Consider the following 16,215-nt stretch of genomic DNA (forward strand, 5'->3'; position numbering starts at 1 on the left):
AAAATTAAATTAGCTAATAATTTCCATCACCGTTGCAAAACACGGCTGAGGTGATAGTCAATATCATAGGTTCTTTCTTCTTTCGACATCGTTCAAAAATCAACAAGAGTTTATCTAAAGCTTTACGGGAAAGTATTCCTGTCCCAATCCCTGTTAAATGTGTTACTGGAGCCAAACAGCCACGAAGCTCTTTTGAAGCATTATTGGCAGCATGCACCAAAATCCCCGATCGTCCTGGAACATTCTTAACCACCAAATGGTGTTTAAAACGGCTTGTAAACCAAAGTGCCAGTTCATATCGTCCGTCAGGAATACACGAAATATTTTGTGCATTTTCCTTCCAAGGCAACTCAATCATAAAACAGATAAATTTCCTTTGATAGAAGAGGGCACCATTTGTGCCCCCTTCAAACTGATTCCTTAACAATTGCAATTCCATCACTCCATGAAGTTACAATTACACTTGATCCACGCCAATCACACTAAGGGAGTTGTATGCCCCGTTTTTTAATGGATACATATCTCCGTTTACTTCTTGGTAAAAGCTCACTCCTAGCAGTTGCAATAAAGGCAGGGTAGAGTTAGCGGTTACAGTGGAGATAAGATTGATGAGTGTTGTCGCTTGGGCATCCCAAGGTAAAATAGCAGTCTCCTGACTGTCAAAAACAAACGTCTCGTTTATGAAGTCAACTTCTGCCAATCCACTTACAATTTTAAAGTGGGTTGTTCCTGTAGGGGCATCAATACTTGCATTGGGTGTAAACACAGGGATTTCTACGTCCAATGTCCCTGCAACCCGATCCAAAGTAGGAGTGTAGGGAGCAAACATTACTGTGCTCAACTTCCCTTTGATATTAAACTCAAACCCATTGATCAATACCATATTCCCATCTGGAATGGTTCTCAATCCACGCTCATTGGTTGAGTCCGTCTTGATGACTCTCATGAGCGATTGAGTCAATCTGCTGGTCACTCGCTTGTCCTTTGCATTCTGTAAAAGCAAACGAATGGCCTTTCTTACCAATTTACCACCAGAACCGGCACGTCCAAACTCAGCCCCATTTTCACGGGTTCTTTGAAACGCCGGGTCATTGGCAATTCGGTTTTTGTCCACGCCACCTTTCTCTCGTGCCAAATGCCCGTCGGTGGTCTTGTAAAAGGTAACACCTCCAATGGTGCCTTTCAACCTGATAATTCCGGTTTGTCTTGCCATAACTATACGTTTTTTGATTAATAATCATTAAATCTATAGTCTCATTAGCATTTCCAAAGAATCCCCTTTCCGATAAAAACCTCTTTTTCCTATTTATACCTTTTTTGCCTAAATCACCAATTCAAACCAAATAAAACCAGACTTTATGAAGTTAATATAAAACTTCAAAATGCATCTTTAAAACATTGGTTTTAAGTGCAATTAATAATACATTTGAAGTATGTTAACTGCCGAGACAAAGCATAGATAGAGTATGGGGAAGCCGAAAAGAATATGTATTTATCCAAAAGATATTCAACGTATCACTGGCAAAAGTGAAAGACATTCCCGAAACCTTTTATCTACAATCAAAGAGTATTTAGATAAAGAACCACATCAATTCGTTACTATAGAGGAATTCGCTTTATTCACTGGAATTAAAAAAGAATTAGTAGAAGAATTTATTATAGATTAATTATTTATAGACACTAATTTTTAAATAACACATCATTGTTAATATTTAGGCTACATTTATTTTTTTGTATTAAATTTTCTAGTAATAATTTTTTTTGATTTGAGAACATTCTTTAAACTACTCATATCTTCTGAAATTTTTCTATCTATGATTCTCGCATAAATTTGTGTTGTTGTTATTTTCGTGTGGCCAAGAAGCTTTGAAACAGTTTCAATCGGAACACCGTTTGTGAGGGTTACTGTAGTTGCAAAAGTGTGCCTCGCCATGTGAAAAGTGAGGTTCTTGGATATGCCACAGGCATCAGCCACTTCTTTTAAATATAGATTTAGTTTTTCGTTTGTAAGTACCGGAAGTAGTGTTCCACTTACTTGTGTGATAGGGTGGCCACAATATTTGTCGATAATATATTCTGCTTTCTCCAGAATGGGAATTTTTACCAGGGTTTTTGTTTTTTTTCTTTTGGTGTAAATCCAATTGTGGCCGTCGATGTCCATGACAATGTTTTCAGGTGTCAATCGTATGATATCACTATAACTGATACCAGTATAGCAACTAAAAACGAAGAGATCCCTAACACGGTCAAGCCTCTCGATGGGGAAGTAATAATTTTCAATGTTGGCGAGTTCGTTCTCTGTAAGGAATTGACGTTCCCTTTTCTCATAGGTGGGTTTCCATCTTACAAACGGATCTTTGTCTATCCACTCAATGTGATAAGCAAGGGTTATAATTTTTCTAAGTCTTTGAATGTGCTTCATCACTGTATTATGTCCCAATGCTTTGGGATGGTTTTTTGGATAATAATTGTGTAGAAAGGTTTCGAAGTCGCTAATGAATTTGTAGTCCAGCTGCTTGAGATAAATATCTGAAGTTTTTATAACCTCATTTAGGTATCTAAGGACGTAACCAGTGGAAACTTCAAAGTTCCTAATGGTACCTACAGCAAGAGTGTTTTCGATTTTCTTTCTGTGATAGTCAAAAATGTTGAGTAACGTTTTGTCTGAAATCGATTCACCTAAATAGGCTGCTTTGACTAATTGAGCTGTTATGAATTTTCCCTTGAACTTAAAATCCTGAAAAATCTGAAATAACCGGGAGTGTACCTGATCAAGATACAAATTTGTTTGTCTTGCTTGTTGGGAAGTTCCTTTGACTTTACTTTTTTTGGAATCCCAGTCATTGATGTAAACTTTTCTTTTGAGGCTTATGTTTACTCTTTTGGAATTAACAGTAATTCTGGCATAGAGAAGTGCATTTTCGTTTTTTGCATTTTTTAAATCTGCCCAGAACGAAATTGAGAAGGTGTTTTTGGTGCGCATAATATTCGTCTTAAATGGTTAAACATTGTTCGACGAAAGTCAAAATCCACAGTACCTGATGGTTAGCCTAAAAAGTTGAATCTGTCAGTTAACTGACAGATTGAAAAAATAACTGACGTATAACTGACAGGTTAAACTAAAACAAACCAAATTTAATGAACGTCTAAAAACTTGAAAAACCACGCTACTCCTATGGTTAACGTGGTTTTGTCATTTTTTGTAATTCAAATTAGTGACCTCGACAGGATTCAAACCTGTAACCTTCTGAGCCGTAATCAGATGCGCTATTCAGTTGCGCCACGAGGCCGTTTTTGAGGATGCAAATATATTCCTTTTTTAGTTAAACCTCAAAAAAAACTTGAATTAATCCAATGCGTTTTTGGTCACATATAATTTCCAGCCAAAAATGGCCATCTGGAATTTGCTTGCTTTGCTTAAATCCAAACCTTGTTTCGTGAAACTTAGAAGTAAGATTTTATTCAGTTTTGCTAAAAGTTTAAAGAATTTCTTTTTCATAATGGTACAAAGATACATTCCTATTTTTTATCCTAAAAATGTTAAAATTAACCAATTAATAATTTAGAAAACAATATATGGGCAAAGAGTTCTTTACATTTGCTAAAATTTTCCCTACATGAAACAATTAATTACTTTACTAGGATTCCTGTGTTTTTCACACCTAACCTATGCACAAGTGGTCATTAACGAACTGGATTGTGATACCCCTGGAATTGACGATCAAGAATTTGTTGAATTAAAATCTGATGTACCAAATGCCTCATTGGATGGTTATGTACTTGTGTTTTTTAACGGGTCTACTTCCGGAGCAGACTCCAGTTATTTTACCATCGATTTAGATGGATATACAACAGATAATAATGGACTTCTTTTAATAGGAAGCGATACTGTAACTCCTTTTCCGCAATTGCTTATTGCAGCTAATGTCATTCAAAATGGAGCAGATGCTGTGGCTCTTTACACTGGGGACGACACAGATTTTCCTGAAGGCACCTTAGCCACACAGGCAAATTTAATAGATGCCTTGGTTTACGGAACTAACGATTCTGATGATACCGAACTTATGGCGCTTTTGGGCGTTTCCGAACAAATAAACGAAGGTCCAGGCAACAATACCAACTCCATACAGCGAAATAACGACGGCAGCTATTTTGTGGGAACACCAACTCCAAGATTGTTAAACGATGGGAGTGGAGAGGTTTATAATGCTATTTCCATAAGTACATCCCAATCACAATATAACGAAGGCGACGTTTTTGATATCGTGTTTACAGCTCAACAAAACGTGACCTCAGATGTTGTGTTTAGCATTACTTTGGATTATTTTGGGTTCAATACATCCGATTTTACGGGAAACACCACACTTACCATTCCAACTGGACAAAATTCGGTGACTACCACTATTACTTTAATTGACGATACATTTGATGAAGGTGATGAAGAAGCACTTGTAAAGTTTTCAAGTTTACAGTGGCCATACATTCCGTACAACAATTTTTTAAAGCTTCGGGTGGTGGATAACGATTTTACGGTTGCACCTTTTGGGACACCTATAAATCCAACTTATGGCAATGTTTCCAGCACACAACCCAATGACTATTACAGTAGTTTGGATGGGTTTTCCGATGTGGCTTTGCGTCAAGCATTGCAAGATATTGTAGCCAATCCAAATGTGGTTAGGGCTCAAACTTATGCCGATGTTATTGATATTTTAAAAGAAGCAGACCAAAACCCAGCAAACAGCAATCAGGTATGGTTGGTTTATTTGGAACAAGGAAGACCAAAATTGGATTTTCAAGTTACTTCTGATAATACAGGAACTTGGAATAGGGAGCATACCTTTCCCAGGTCCCGAGCTGGATATTACAGTATTGAAGAAGATGAAATTGCCGATGGTGTGGATGTGTTTTGGGAAACCAAAGCAGATTCCTTACGTCATGGCAACTCCGATGCACATGGTATTCGAGCCGTTGATGGACCTGAAAACAGCAGTCGTGGCAATCAGTTTTATGGACAATATAATGGACCAACTGGAACGCTAGGTAGTTTTAAAGGCGATGTGGCTAGAGGTGTGTTTTATTTGGCAGTACGATATAACGGATTGGAAATTGTTAATGGCTATCCAGAAGGCATGGTAGGACAATTTGGCGATTTACAGCTCTTATTGGATTGGCATAGAAATGATCCTCCAGACGATTTTGAGATGAACAGGAACAATGTCATTTATAATTGGCAATTTAACAGAAACCCTTTTATAGATCAGCCGGATTTGGTGGAATATATTTGGGGGAATATGGTTGGTGAAACTTGGGAACAGAATTTAAGCGTAGAAGAGACACAAGAATTAAAAATTAGCGTTTATCCAAACCCAACTCAAGGAAAGCTCTATATTAGTGGCGTTGTCCAAGATACAACCATAGAGATATTTTCAGTGGATGGCAGACAATTAATGACTAAAGACATTTCGGGCAATACTTATATTGATTTAGATTTTTCAAGTGGCTTATACCTATTGAAAATGGCTTCAGAAGGAAAAACAGTTGTTAAAAAGGTCTTGATAAAATAAACTGATTGAGAAGACAAAAAAATCCCAAACCTAAGCTTGGGATTTTTTTATACATTTATTTTTTGTTTTACTTTTTGGTGGTTATCTCAACCACACCATCTTTGGCTTTTTCCCCATAAGTTTCTATGGCTTTATCGCCTTTTAACACATTTACATGGGCAATGATATTTGGGTTTATTTTTTCCATTTCATCTTTGGTTATTTCTTTGCCATCAAGAATAAAAAGAGGTGTTCCGTTGTCACTGGAAATAAAAAAACCTTCTTTTTCTTTCAGTTTCAAAACCTTTACTTTTTGATTCGCACTTGGATCATCTGAGGTAATTTTCAGGTTGTCCACATCTTCATCAGAACTTGTTATTTTTATTTTATAGGTTCGCTCTTTGTTGCCATTTTCACCTGAGGTCCAATTTACTTCGGAATCTTCTTTTGTAACCCAGATGGTTTTACTTGTTAAGCTTCCATCAGTTTCAAGTTCAATCACATCCTTATCATCAGAAAGCGTAACTATCTCAATGGTTCTATTGCCTTTTTTAAGGGTTTTAACTTTGGCGTCATCGCTAATAAACATTACGTTTCCATCTTGTTCCACATCTAATTCCACTTCTTTTTCAAGGCCATCTTTTGTTTTGTAAACAAACACATTTTCACTGCCCTTTTCGGTATCTATTTCGGTGATTTCGCCATCTTTGGAGATAAAAACCATTTTTTGTTCCTTAGAGTTTGAAGATGCATTGCCAATGGCAATATGATCGCCATTTTTTTCAAAACTAATTTGAATAGGGGCAATGGCTTTCTCTCCATTTAGGTTGTACTTGGCACTGGAATTATTGGATTTCACATCTAATTTTATGGCGATAATCTCTCCAGAGGTATTGCGTTTTACGCCTTTAAATTTAAAAATCAATCCTTTTTTTGAAAGTTGATTTTTAATCTCTTCCAAGTCGGAATCAGTAAAATCCTTGGTAATTACAACCACTTCCTGTGTTGGTTTGGTTGTGTTGTCTAAAGTATTTAAAGTGTGTTTTTGCGTGGCATTTACAAACACTTTTTTTGTGTTGAAGCTCATTAAAAATAAAGCCAATAGGGGAAGGACGATGCCTAATTTCCAGGTGTTTGATCTGTTTGATTTTGATTTGTGTAACATAAGGATTCGTTTTTTGATTAATGAATTATAAAAATTATTGGTAACAACCAATGGATGATTTGTGATGGACGCTTTAAGCAATAAACGCTGATAGCTTTTTTTGCATTGGGATTGTTTTTGAGCCTTAAAATCTGCTATAAACTCCTGGTTTTGCTGTATTTCTTTTTTGTACAGCCAACAAATGGGGTTAAACCAGAACACCACACAGCTTATTTGGGCAAGTAAAACATCTATGGAATGATATTCCTTGGCATGTGCTTTTTCATGGGAAATAATATGTGATAATTCTTCTTCCCGAAATTGATTTGGGTTGAATACTATCCACTTAAAGAATGAAAAGGGGGCCATGTTGTTAGTGGTCTCAACAAAGGTGAAGCCGTTTTCTTTTTTCTGTTTATGAGTTCTTATCAAGGAAAATAACGAGGTGAATTCCACAATCAATTTTCCTAAAAAAAATGCCAGTCCCATAACATACAACCATGTAATGATTTTAGAAATATTAAATAGATTGCTTGTGTTTTGTGGGTTGGTTTCTACCATCAAAACATTTTCTGAAAAAGCCATAGGCATATATTCCACATACACAGGAATAACCATGAAAGGTAAAAGACTGGCCATTACCAATCCAGACAATAAAAACCATCTGTTGGCATTGAAAAATGTTTCTTTTTCCAAAAACCATTTGTAACAAACATAAAATATGCACAAAACAGCTGAAGCTTTAATGAAATATTCCATGGTTTTATTTTTTATGGTTTGGGTTTTTCTCAATTAAAGCTATAATTTCCTTAAGTTCCTTGACACTAATTTTTTCTTCTTTGGCAAAAAAGGATACCACATTTTTATAAGAACTGTTAAAGTAATTTTCAATAGCAGTACTCATAAAACGTTTTTTGTATGCCTCCTTACTGATTAAGGGGTAATATTGATGTGTCTTTCCATACGCTTTGTATGCCACATACCCTTTTTCTTCCAAGTTTCTAATAATGGTTGAAAGCGTGTTGTAATGTGGCTTGTCATCTTTTATTTCTGCAAGAACATCTTTTACAAAAGCTTTTTCCAGCTTCCATAAGATGTGCATGATTTCTTCTTCTTTGTTTGTGAGTTTCTGCATGATTATTTTTTAAGGTCTTTTAATGCGTTTTTTGCTGATTCTAAATTTGGTCTTATTGTTAATGCTTTTTCATAAGCTTTAATAGCTTCCTCTTTCTTACCTGACTCTGCAAGTGCTTCGCCATAACTGTCCCAACAATTAGCTATGTCAGGAAATAGTTGTGTATTCAACTTAAATAATTTAATCGCTTTGTCAACATCATTGGCTTCATATAAATAGGCGTAGCCTAAAGCATTTATAATAATATCTTTTGGGTCTTTAGGGTGAAAGTTTATAGTGAGGTCTTCAAAATTTGCTTTTACAAAATCAGCTCCATTTTTATTGAAAGCCTCTCTAACATTTTGTATGGCTGGTGCTTGAGGTTTATTTGGTGTTTCTCCTCTTGTTAAAGCTAAAATATCCAATGCTATATGTTCTGCTACTGGTTCATCCATATTGGCAAATACAATAATTGTGAAGTCGTTGCTTACAACTTGATAAAGCGCTGTATTAAAACCTTCAAAACCACCAGCTGATCCTGTTGCTTTACCATCAGGTAACTCTTTTAAATAGTTGAAAAAAGAATCGTTAGATTTTGCTTCTTCACTCAAAAGCAAATCATCATAATAATAAGATCTGTAAAATGTCATGATGTCTTCAGTGGTTGATAAAAACCCACCATCAGGATTTGGAATATCTTGCAAAGGAGCAGATTCATCCAATTCGCCAAGTGGTGTGTAATAATAACCATGAGCAATCCTATTTTCTAAACCACTAAAGTCATTTAAATAGGTGTTTTTTAAATTTAGAGGTTTAACGATGCGTTCGTTTACATTATCAAAATAGGATTTGCCAGATACTTTTTCAATGACAGCACCTAATATAACATAGCCTAAGTTTGAGTAATCTTGTTCTGTTCCAGGTTCAAAATTTAAGTCGTATGATTTAGCGCGTTCAACAATAGCATTAAGTTTTCGCTCATTTAGTGGTAAATCAAAATAATTGCGAGTGTGATAATCTGCAAAGCCTGATTCATGGTTGAGTAAATGATTAATAGTAATCTTATTGGCATTTGGATCTTTAAATCCAGGAATATATTGAGTGAGCTTGTCATCTAAATTAAGCTTGCCTTCTGCAACCAATTGTTTTACTACAATAGAGGTGAAGGTTTTATTCATGGAGCCAATATCAAATAGCGTATTAATAGTGTTTGGTGCTTTAGTTTCCCTGTTTGCTAAACCATAGGCTTTATGAAATTGTATGTTTCCTTTTTCAGCAACTAATATGATGCCTGAAAAAATTCCTAAGTCTATATAGTCTTGAACAACAGCTTCTATGTTTTTTGATAGTTCTGCGAAGTCTTCCTTATTTGCTAATTCCTGTTTGTTTTCTTTGTTTTTGCAACCTATTAACATTAAAGATAAAAGAAGTATAACTGTATATGATTTCATAATAAGATATGATTTTTGATTGATGTTCCAAACTTATAACTATTTTTATAGTTACACAACTATTGATATAGTTATTTAACGAAATTTTTAGTTTTCATTAACTTTTCGTAGGAAATGTTATCTTCGCGAAAAATTTAGTTTATGAGTTTAGTTTGGATAGTGCTTGGGTTGGTTTTATTGGTTGTTGGAGGAGAGTTTTTAGTACGGTCTTCTGTGTCACTCTCATTTAAATTCAACATCTCAAAGTTGGTTATAGGTATGACGGTTGTATCCTTTGCAACTTCTGCACCGGAACTTTTGGTAAGCTTACAGGCAGCTTTGGATGGTTCTCCAGATATAGCTTTGGGAAATGTTATTGGGTCCAACATTGCCAACATTGGTCTGGTTTTGGGGATTACGGCTATTATTTCTCCTTTGTCCATAAGCGAGGATTTTTATAAATTGAATTGGCCCATGATGATGCTCCTGTCCATTGCACTCTATTTTATTTTGAAAAGTGGATTGATTATCAATTTTACTGAAGGTTTGTTGTTGTTTGTGTCTCTTATCGTGTTCCTTTATATATTGATCAAACGCTCCAAGGAAAAAGATACAGTGGACATTGAAGAAGTAGACGATGCCTTGCAAAAAACATCCAATTTTAAAATAATAGTTTGGTTGTTAATTGGTGGTTTTGCACTTTATTTTGGAAGTGAATGGTTGGTCTTAGGAGCCAAGGACTTGGCTTTGTCTTTTGGAGTGAGCGAACGTGTAATCTCTGTAACCATGGTAGCCATAGGTACCAGCGTTCCTGAACTCGCAGCATCGGTAATAGCTGCAGTAAAGCAGGAAAAAGCCATTTCTCTTGGGAATTTAATTGGATCAAACATTTTTAATATAGCATCTGTTTTGGGCCTAACGGCCATGATCCATCCAATTGCTTTAGACAGTCAGAAACTATTGACTAACGATATTTTCTGGATGATTGGATTTGCAGCTATTTTAATTCCTTTTATGTTATTGCCTAAAAAATTTGAAATAGGAAGGCTTAAAGGGTTTTTTATTTTCGGAGCTTATTTGGTTTTTATTTATTTGACCTTTACAGGCGAATAACAGGGTTTAAGGTTGAGTTTTATATAATTATTATAGTTGACCCCTAATTTTTTAGGGGTTATTTATTTGCAAAAGCATTTTTTTTATAACTTTGCCCTCAAATATTCAAAACTAACAAACAAATTATGTCAACTTTAAGATTTCACGCTATTAAGAAGTCCCTTAATAAGAAGCCCATTAAAATAGAAGAAAAAGAACGACGTTCCAATATCTTTTGTGCCAATGTTTTTAATGAAGATAAAATGCGTCAATACCTTACCAAAGAAGCATTTGTAAGTGTTATGGATGCCATTGTCAATGGCACCAAAATAGATAGGGTTGTGGCAGATCATATTTCAACAGGTATGAAAGAATGGGCTATTTCCAAAGGGGTTACACATTATACACACTGGTTTCAACCTTTAACGGGAGCAACTGCAGAAAAACATGATGCTTTTTTTGAACCTATAGGTAATGGACGTGCCATTGAAAAGTTTGGTGGAGGCCAGTTGGTGCAACAAGAACCGGATGCTTCCAGTTTTCCTAATGGAGGTATTAGAAACACCTTTGAAGCGCGTGGCTATACAGCTTGGGACCCTACATCCCCAGCCTTTGTTTATGGAACCACTTTATGTATTCCAACTGTGTTTGTTGCTTATACAGGAGAAGCTTTGGATTACAAAACCCCTTTGCTGCGTGCTTTACAAGCTATAGATAATGCAGCTGTTGAGGTATGTAAGTATTTCGATAAAAATGTTAAAAAGGTCAATGCCTCATTAGGATGGGAACAGGAATATTTTCTAATAGACAGAGGTTTGGCTGCTTCAAGACCAGATATCCAATTAACAGGTAGAACCTTGTTGGGGCATTCTTCAGCAAAAGGACAACAGTTGGACGATCATTATTTTGGCACTATTCCTAAACGTGCCATGCAATATATGAGGGATTTGGAGACAGAATGTATGTTGCTTGGAATTCCAGTTAAAACCAGACATAATGAAGTAGCGCCAAATCAGTTTGAGTTGGCTCCAGTTTATGATGAAGCTAACTTGGCTGTTGACCACAACTCCTTATTAATGGATGTGATGGATAAAGTGGCAGAACGCCACGATTTCAAAGTCTTGTTCCACGAAAAGCCTTTTGCTGGTGTAAACGGTTCGGGAAAACACAACAATTGGAGTTTGAGCACCAATACAGGTGTTAACTTGTTGGGTCCTGGAAAAACGCCTATGAGCAACCTTCAGTTTTTAACCTTTTTTATAAACACCATTAAGGCGGTTCACGATAACGAAGAATTAATTAGGGCTTCCATAGCATCTGCTAGTAACGACCATCGATTGGGGGCAAATGAGGCGCCTCCAGCTATCATTTCAGTTTTTATTGGCGAACAATTGACCAATGTGCTGGACGAATTGCAAAACGTTACCAATGGGAAATTGTCCCCAGAAGAAAAAACAGATTTAAAACTGAATGTGGTTGGCAAAATCCCTGAGATTCTATTGGATAATACTGATAGAAATAGAACCTCGCCTTTTGCATTTACAGGTAACAAATTTGAATTCAGGGCAGTAGGTTCTACGGCAAACTGTGCTAATCCTATGACCGTTTTAAACACCATTGTGGCAAACCAGTTAATTGAGTTCAAAAAAGAAGTGGATAACTTAATAGACACAAAAGGTCTAAAGAAAGACGAAGCTATTTTTAACATTTTAAGGGAGTATATTAAAAAGTCCAAAAACATTTTGTTTGAAGGCAACGGTTATGGTGAGGCTTGGGAAAAAGAAGCCAAGAAAAGAGGCTTAAGCAACCATAAAACCACACCAGAAGCCTTAAAAGCCAAAGTTTCCAAAAAAACAATCAAGATTTTTGAAGATTTGGGTGTGCTGAACAAGGTAGAATCCCTTTCAAGATACGAGATCGAGATGGAAGAATATGTTTTGCATATTCAAATTGAAGGACGTGTGTTGGGCGATATTGCCAGAAACCATGTGGTTCCAACTGCTGTTAGATATCAAAACATGTTAATAGAAAACGTAAAAGGCTTAAAGGAAATATATGGTAAGGATTTCAAGAAATTTGCAAAACAACAAATGACCTTGATTGAAGAAATCTCTGGACATATAGAATCCATAAACTCCAATGTCACCAAAATGATAAACGAGAGAAAAACAGCCAATCACATAGAAGATATAGAGAAAAAAGCGGATGCCTATTGCAATAAGGTAAAACCTTTGTTCAACGAGATTAGGTATCATTGCGATAAGTTGGAATTGTTGGTGGATGATGAGCTTTGGCCACTTACAAAATACAGGGAATTGTTGTTTACCAACTAACTTTTCTTTTGTTAAAACACATACATTTTAAAAGTCCTGGGAAACAGGACTTTTTTGTCTTAAATAATCACGATGTCGTTTATCTGATTTAATTTGTAAGTTAACGAAAAGTTCACTTATGGCTCTTGAAATAGGCTGCTTTTTAGTACTTTAGCAGAGCTATTAATCAATTATACAAATTAACATGAAAAGGCTCATTATAAGTGTTCTTATGCTTATGGCTGCAACCTTTATATTTTCACAAAGAAACAGTGAGAAGCATAAGGATAACGCTCAGAAGGATTTAATCGTTCATCAACAAACAAAACTTTTAAAATAACGTTGCTTTTTTTATTTTAAGCAATTGCTTATTTAAATATTGACCTTTTAATTAAGGTTTTCCAAGCACTGATTTTTTTTCAGATATTTTTCTTGAAAAATCAGTGTTTTTTTATGGAATAAAATCAGTGTTTTGTTCAAGCTTTCTTAAAAACGGCTAAGTAATTGATTATTTGCTATATTGCAGCGATAAATTGCTAGATGGCAATTCTAAAATATTTTAAAAAATGAAGAAAAGACAACTTCAAGTCCAATGCTTGTTTATACTGTTAATTGGATTGAGTGGTTTCAATGGATGGGCTCAAAAAAAAGCTGTTTTAAAACAGGAGTTCCATAGCTTAAGAGGGAATAACGTAGTGGATGTGGCTATTGGGTCCTCGGTTCCAAATGGGGACTATGCCAATGCCATGTTTGAAATTTATATGCACCTTGGTTATAAGAGATACATCATCCCTTATTTAAATGTCAACCTAAGCTATAACAAATTCAATTTGGCTTATAAAGATGTATTGAACGAAGGCTTTATGTCTTTTGATGTCAATTTGGAAACGACCTTATTCCCCTACAGCAGGTTTTCACCTTATGCTTATATTGGTGGAGGTTTGAATGCTGCGAACTATTTCGATCAAACTGCTGCTAAAATGCAGGGAGGCTTGGGGTTGGAATACATTGTGACAGATAAAATAGGTGTTAAGTTGTATTCAGATTACAATTATGTTTATAGCGATGAGTTGGATGGCAGGGTTTATGGGGAATCGGACGATGTGTATTGGAGAATGGCCCTTGGGTTGAATTTCTACTTTGGAGGTTCTAAAAGAAAAGTTAAAACTGATGAAAACGAGCCTACAATCATCAATTCCAATCCCATTATTAACAAATAAATAAATAACTATTCTTACTTTTGCCTTCAAACCAATGTCATGAGCGAAGAAGTAAGCAAAAGATATGCGCAAAGAGGTGTTTCTGCCTCAAAAGAAGATGTACACAAGGCTATAAAAAACATCGATAAAGGGCTGTTTCCCAAGGCTTTTTGTAAAATTGTTCCAGACTATTTAACCCACGATGATGCATACTGCTTGGTCATGCATGCCGATGGTGCAGGTACCAAAAGTTCTTTGGCCTATATGTACTGGAAAGAAACCGGAGACTTGTCGGTTTGGAAAGGAATTGCGCAAGATGCACTTATCATGAACGTGGACGATTTACTATGTGTGGGCGCAACAGACCATATCATGCTCTCTTCAACCATTGGAAGGAATAAAAACCTGATTCCAGGTGAGGTTATTGCTGCAATTATCAATGGAACAGAAGAACTAATTTCAGAATTAAACTCTTTTGGTGTGACCATTCATTCAACAGGAGGTGAAACTGCCGATGTTGGTGATCTGGTTAGGACCATTATTGTGGACTCCACGGTTACGGCCAGATTAAAGCGCAGTGAGGTTATAGATAACGCCAACATAAGACCAGGGGATGTTATTGTGGGCTTAGAGTCTTTTGGACAAGCTTCATACGAGAAAAGCTATAATGGAGGTATGGGTTCCAACGGATTGACCTCTGCAAGACACGATGTGTTTCATAAGTATTTGGCAGAAAAATACCCAGAAAGTTACGATGCTTCAGTCCCTGATAATTTAGTGTATTCGGGACAAGTAAGGCTTACAGATGCTGTAAAGGATTCGCCCATAGATGCAGGAAAATTGGTGTTGTCGCCAACTAGGACTTATGCACCAATTATAAAAAAAATATTATCCAAACATCAAAGCGATGTCATTCATGGCATGGTGCATTGCAGTGGTGGGGCACAAACCAAGATTCTCCATTTTATAGATAAACTTCACGTTGTAAAAGATAATATGTTCCCTGTTCCTCCGTTGTTTAAGCTTATTCAGGAGCAATCCAAAACAGATTGGAAGGAAATGTATCAGGTGTTTAACTGTGGCCATCGTATGGAGTTGTATGTGTCGCCCGAAGTTGCTCAGGACATCATTGATATTTCAAAATCCTTTCAAGTGGATGCTAAAATCATTGGTCGTGTTGAAGCTTCTGAAAAAAAGAAACTTACTATCAATAGTGAGTTTGGAGTGTTTGTTTATTAGTTTTTTAAAAATCAGATTCATGAAAAAGTTTTTGTTCATTGTATCTTTCATTAGTTGTCAATTTGTTTTTTCTCAACCAGATTCATTGTTTTTCAAAACAGAAGATATCACCATACCAAAATGGACCCATAAAAATAAAGCTAGTGCGCTTATAAGCGAGGTTGCTTTTGTTAATTGGAACGCAGGAGGAAGTAATTCCATTTCTGCCTTGTTCAATTTTGAAAGTATCTTAAAATACAGGTACAAACACTTAATTTGGCAAAGTATTTTGATTTCCCGATATGGAATCAATAAACAAGAAAATCAAGGCTTGAGAAAAACAGACGATATTTTGGATGTCAGTTCTACTTTAGGTTATAAAAAAAACGAATACAGCAATTGGTTTTTTTCTTCAAGGTTTAATTTTAAAACCCAGTTCACAAAAGGGTACAACTATCCAGACGATACCAATGTGCTGTCCAGATTTATGGCTCCAGGTTATCTGTTTATAGGTGGAGGTATGGAATATGGAAAAAATATAGAAGAACTCTCAATCTATTTTTCCCCTTTAACCATGAAAACCACCTTTGTATTGGATGACAAGCTGGCAAATGCTGGGTCTTTTGGTGTTGCACCAGCAGTGTATGATGACGAAGGAAATTTGGTGCAAAAAGGAGAACGCGTTAGAAACGAAATAGGCATTCTCTTTACCAGTGTGTATGAAAGGGAGATCTTTCAAAATGTCTTGCTTTCCAATTATGTAAGTTTTTATACAGATTACTTAAATGAATTTGGAAATATTGACGTTGATTGGCAAATTAATTTCGATTTTAAGGTGAACAGTTTTATAAAAGCCAATTTTGGTTCGCATCTTAAATACGATAACGATGTAAAAACAATCGTGGAAACAGATGTTGAAGGTGACTATGAAACCGAAGGAGCCTTGGTGCAATGGAAGCAAATCCTTGGTGTTGGAGTGGTTGTTGACTTTTAACGTAAAATAAAAAATTTGTTAACTTTTTATTGTTAATAAATTTTTAAACACTTAAAAAACAATACGTTGCATTTTTTTCTTGTAAACTTTATGATTTTAATCATGTTTTAAGTGCTAAATTTTTGTTTAATTTACATGAAATTAGAAAAACAAAAATACTTTAAAA

General features: G+C 35.7%; 14 protein-coding genes and 1 tRNA gene. 7 read left to right on the forward strand and 8 right to left on the reverse strand.

What is annotated here, in order from left to right; translation table 11 throughout:
- Positions 1-13: 13 nt before the first annotated feature.
- Entirely contained in the window at positions 14-439 is a 426-nt protein-coding gene (locus AACY93_RS01910; protein WP_286852482.1) for a DUF5675 family protein, read from the reverse strand.
- 18 nt (positions 440-457) lie between these two features.
- Positions 458-1,213, reverse strand: coding sequence for a hypothetical protein (locus tag AACY93_RS01915; protein ID WP_286852463.1), 756 nt, complete (start codon positions 1,211-1,213; stop codon positions 458-460).
- Between the two features lie 253 nt (positions 1,214-1,466).
- Here AACY93_RS01915 and AACY93_RS01920 point away from each other — a divergent pair, with 253 nt between their 5' ends.
- Positions 1,467-1,667: a hypothetical protein gene (locus AACY93_RS01920; protein ID WP_286852464.1), complete on the forward strand. Its 201-nt coding sequence runs from the start codon at positions 1,467-1,469 to the stop codon at positions 1,665-1,667.
- 56 nt (positions 1,668-1,723) lie between these two features.
- Here the strand turns inward: AACY93_RS01920 and AACY93_RS01925 are convergent, their stop codons facing one another.
- From AACY93_RS01925 to AACY93_RS01935, 3 genes are all read right to left on the reverse strand, one after another.
- Entirely contained in the window at positions 1,724-2,983 is a 1,260-nt protein-coding gene (locus tag AACY93_RS01925; RefSeq protein ID WP_286852465.1) for a site-specific integrase, read from the reverse strand.
- Positions 2,984-3,216: 233 nt separating this feature from the next.
- Positions 3,217-3,290: transfer RNA gene (locus tag AACY93_RS01930), tRNA-Arg, on the reverse strand.
- A 56-nt stretch (positions 3,291-3,346) separates the two neighbouring features.
- Positions 3,347-3,499 (reverse strand): SsrA-binding protein, encoded by a 153-nt coding sequence (locus AACY93_RS01935; protein WP_286852466.1) that lies wholly within the window; start codon positions 3,497-3,499, stop codon positions 3,347-3,349.
- A gap of 118 nt (positions 3,500-3,617) precedes the next feature.
- Between AACY93_RS01935 and AACY93_RS01940 the strand changes: the two genes are divergently transcribed.
- Positions 3,618-5,567, forward strand: coding sequence for an endonuclease (locus AACY93_RS01940; protein ID WP_286852467.1), 1,950 nt, complete (start codon positions 3,618-3,620; stop codon positions 5,565-5,567).
- A gap of 67 nt (positions 5,568-5,634) precedes the next feature.
- Here the strand turns inward: AACY93_RS01940 and AACY93_RS01945 are convergent, their stop codons facing one another.
- The 3 genes from AACY93_RS01945 to AACY93_RS01955 are packed head-to-tail and all read right to left on the reverse strand — an operon-like array spanning position 5,635 to position 9,255.
- Positions 5,635-7,449 (reverse strand): M56 family metallopeptidase, encoded by a 1,815-nt coding sequence (locus tag AACY93_RS01945; RefSeq protein ID WP_286852468.1) that lies wholly within the window; start codon positions 7,447-7,449, stop codon positions 5,635-5,637.
- A gap of 4 nt (positions 7,450-7,453) precedes the next feature.
- Positions 7,454-7,825, reverse strand: coding sequence for a BlaI/MecI/CopY family transcriptional regulator (locus AACY93_RS01950; RefSeq protein WP_286852469.1), 372 nt, complete (start codon positions 7,823-7,825; stop codon positions 7,454-7,456).
- Between the two features lie 2 nt (positions 7,826-7,827).
- Entirely contained in the window at positions 7,828-9,255 is a 1,428-nt protein-coding gene (locus tag AACY93_RS01955; protein ID WP_286852470.1) for a serine hydrolase, read from the reverse strand.
- A 141-nt stretch (positions 9,256-9,396) separates the two neighbouring features.
- Between AACY93_RS01955 and AACY93_RS01960 the strand changes: the two genes are divergently transcribed.
- From AACY93_RS01960 to AACY93_RS01980, 5 genes are all read left to right on the forward strand, one after another.
- Positions 9,397-10,347 carry a calcium/sodium antiporter gene (locus AACY93_RS01960; protein ID WP_007649733.1) on the forward strand — a complete coding sequence of 317 codons (951 nt, stop codon included), beginning with the start codon at positions 9,397-9,399 and terminating at the stop codon, positions 10,345-10,347.
- Positions 10,348-10,472: 125 nt separating this feature from the next.
- The gene (locus AACY93_RS01965) at positions 10,473-12,659 is read left to right on the forward strand and encodes a glutamine synthetase III (RefSeq protein WP_286852471.1); all 2,187 of its coding nucleotides are present in this window, start codon (positions 10,473-10,475) and stop codon (positions 12,657-12,659) included.
- Positions 12,660-13,204: 545 nt separating this feature from the next.
- Positions 13,205-13,858 (forward strand): Curli production assembly/transport component CsgG, encoded by a 654-nt coding sequence (locus tag AACY93_RS01970; protein ID WP_286852472.1) that lies wholly within the window; start codon positions 13,205-13,207, stop codon positions 13,856-13,858.
- A 39-nt stretch (positions 13,859-13,897) separates the two neighbouring features.
- A complete protein-coding gene (locus AACY93_RS01975) occupies positions 13,898-15,076 on the forward strand; it encodes an AIR synthase related protein (protein ID WP_286852473.1) in 1,179 nt (392 codons plus the stop codon).
- Positions 15,077-15,095: 19 nt separating this feature from the next.
- The gene (locus AACY93_RS01980; protein WP_286852474.1) at positions 15,096-16,049 is read left to right on the forward strand and encodes a DUF3078 domain-containing protein; all 954 of its coding nucleotides are present in this window, start codon (positions 15,096-15,098) and stop codon (positions 16,047-16,049) included.
- Positions 16,050-16,215 lie beyond the last annotated feature (166 nt).

The organism is uncultured Xanthomarina sp. (genome assembly GCF_963971605.1).
GTDB lineage: Bacteria > Bacteroidota > Bacteroidia > Flavobacteriales > Flavobacteriaceae > Xanthomarina > Xanthomarina gelatinilytica.

Coding starts and splice junctions, on each gene's coding strand:
- AACY93_RS01910 (WP_286852482.1), bottom strand. CDS start 439: ATGGAATTGCAATTGTTAAGGAATCAGTTTGAAGGGGGCACAAATGGT.
- AACY93_RS01915 (WP_286852463.1), bottom strand. CDS start 1,213: ATGGCAAGACAAACCGGAATTATCAGGTTGAAAGGCACCATTGGAGGT.
- AACY93_RS01920 (WP_286852464.1), top strand. CDS start 1,467: ATGGGGAAGCCGAAAAGAATATGTATTTATCCAAAAGATATTCAACGT.
- AACY93_RS01925 (WP_286852465.1), bottom strand. CDS start 2,983: ATGCGCACCAAAAACACCTTCTCAATTTCGTTCTGGGCAGATTTAAAA.
- AACY93_RS01935 (WP_286852466.1), bottom strand. CDS start 3,499: ATGAAAAAGAAATTCTTTAAACTTTTAGCAAAACTGAATAAAATCTTA.
- AACY93_RS01940 (WP_286852467.1), top strand. CDS start 3,618: ATGAAACAATTAATTACTTTACTAGGATTCCTGTGTTTTTCACACCTA.
- AACY93_RS01945 (WP_286852468.1), bottom strand. CDS start 7,449: ATGGAATATTTCATTAAAGCTTCAGCTGTTTTGTGCATATTTTATGTT.
- AACY93_RS01950 (WP_286852469.1), bottom strand. CDS start 7,825: ATGCAGAAACTCACAAACAAAGAAGAAGAAATCATGCACATCTTATGG.
- AACY93_RS01955 (WP_286852470.1), bottom strand. CDS start 9,255: ATGAAATCATATACAGTTATACTTCTTTTATCTTTAATGTTAATAGGT.
- AACY93_RS01960 (WP_007649733.1), top strand. CDS start 9,397: ATGAGTTTAGTTTGGATAGTGCTTGGGTTGGTTTTATTGGTTGTTGGA.
- AACY93_RS01965 (WP_286852471.1), top strand. CDS start 10,473: ATGTCAACTTTAAGATTTCACGCTATTAAGAAGTCCCTTAATAAGAAG.
- AACY93_RS01970 (WP_286852472.1), top strand. CDS start 13,205: ATGAAGAAAAGACAACTTCAAGTCCAATGCTTGTTTATACTGTTAATT.
- AACY93_RS01975 (WP_286852473.1), top strand. CDS start 13,898: ATGAGCGAAGAAGTAAGCAAAAGATATGCGCAAAGAGGTGTTTCTGCC.
- AACY93_RS01980 (WP_286852474.1), top strand. CDS start 15,096: ATGAAAAAGTTTTTGTTCATTGTATCTTTCATTAGTTGTCAATTTGTT.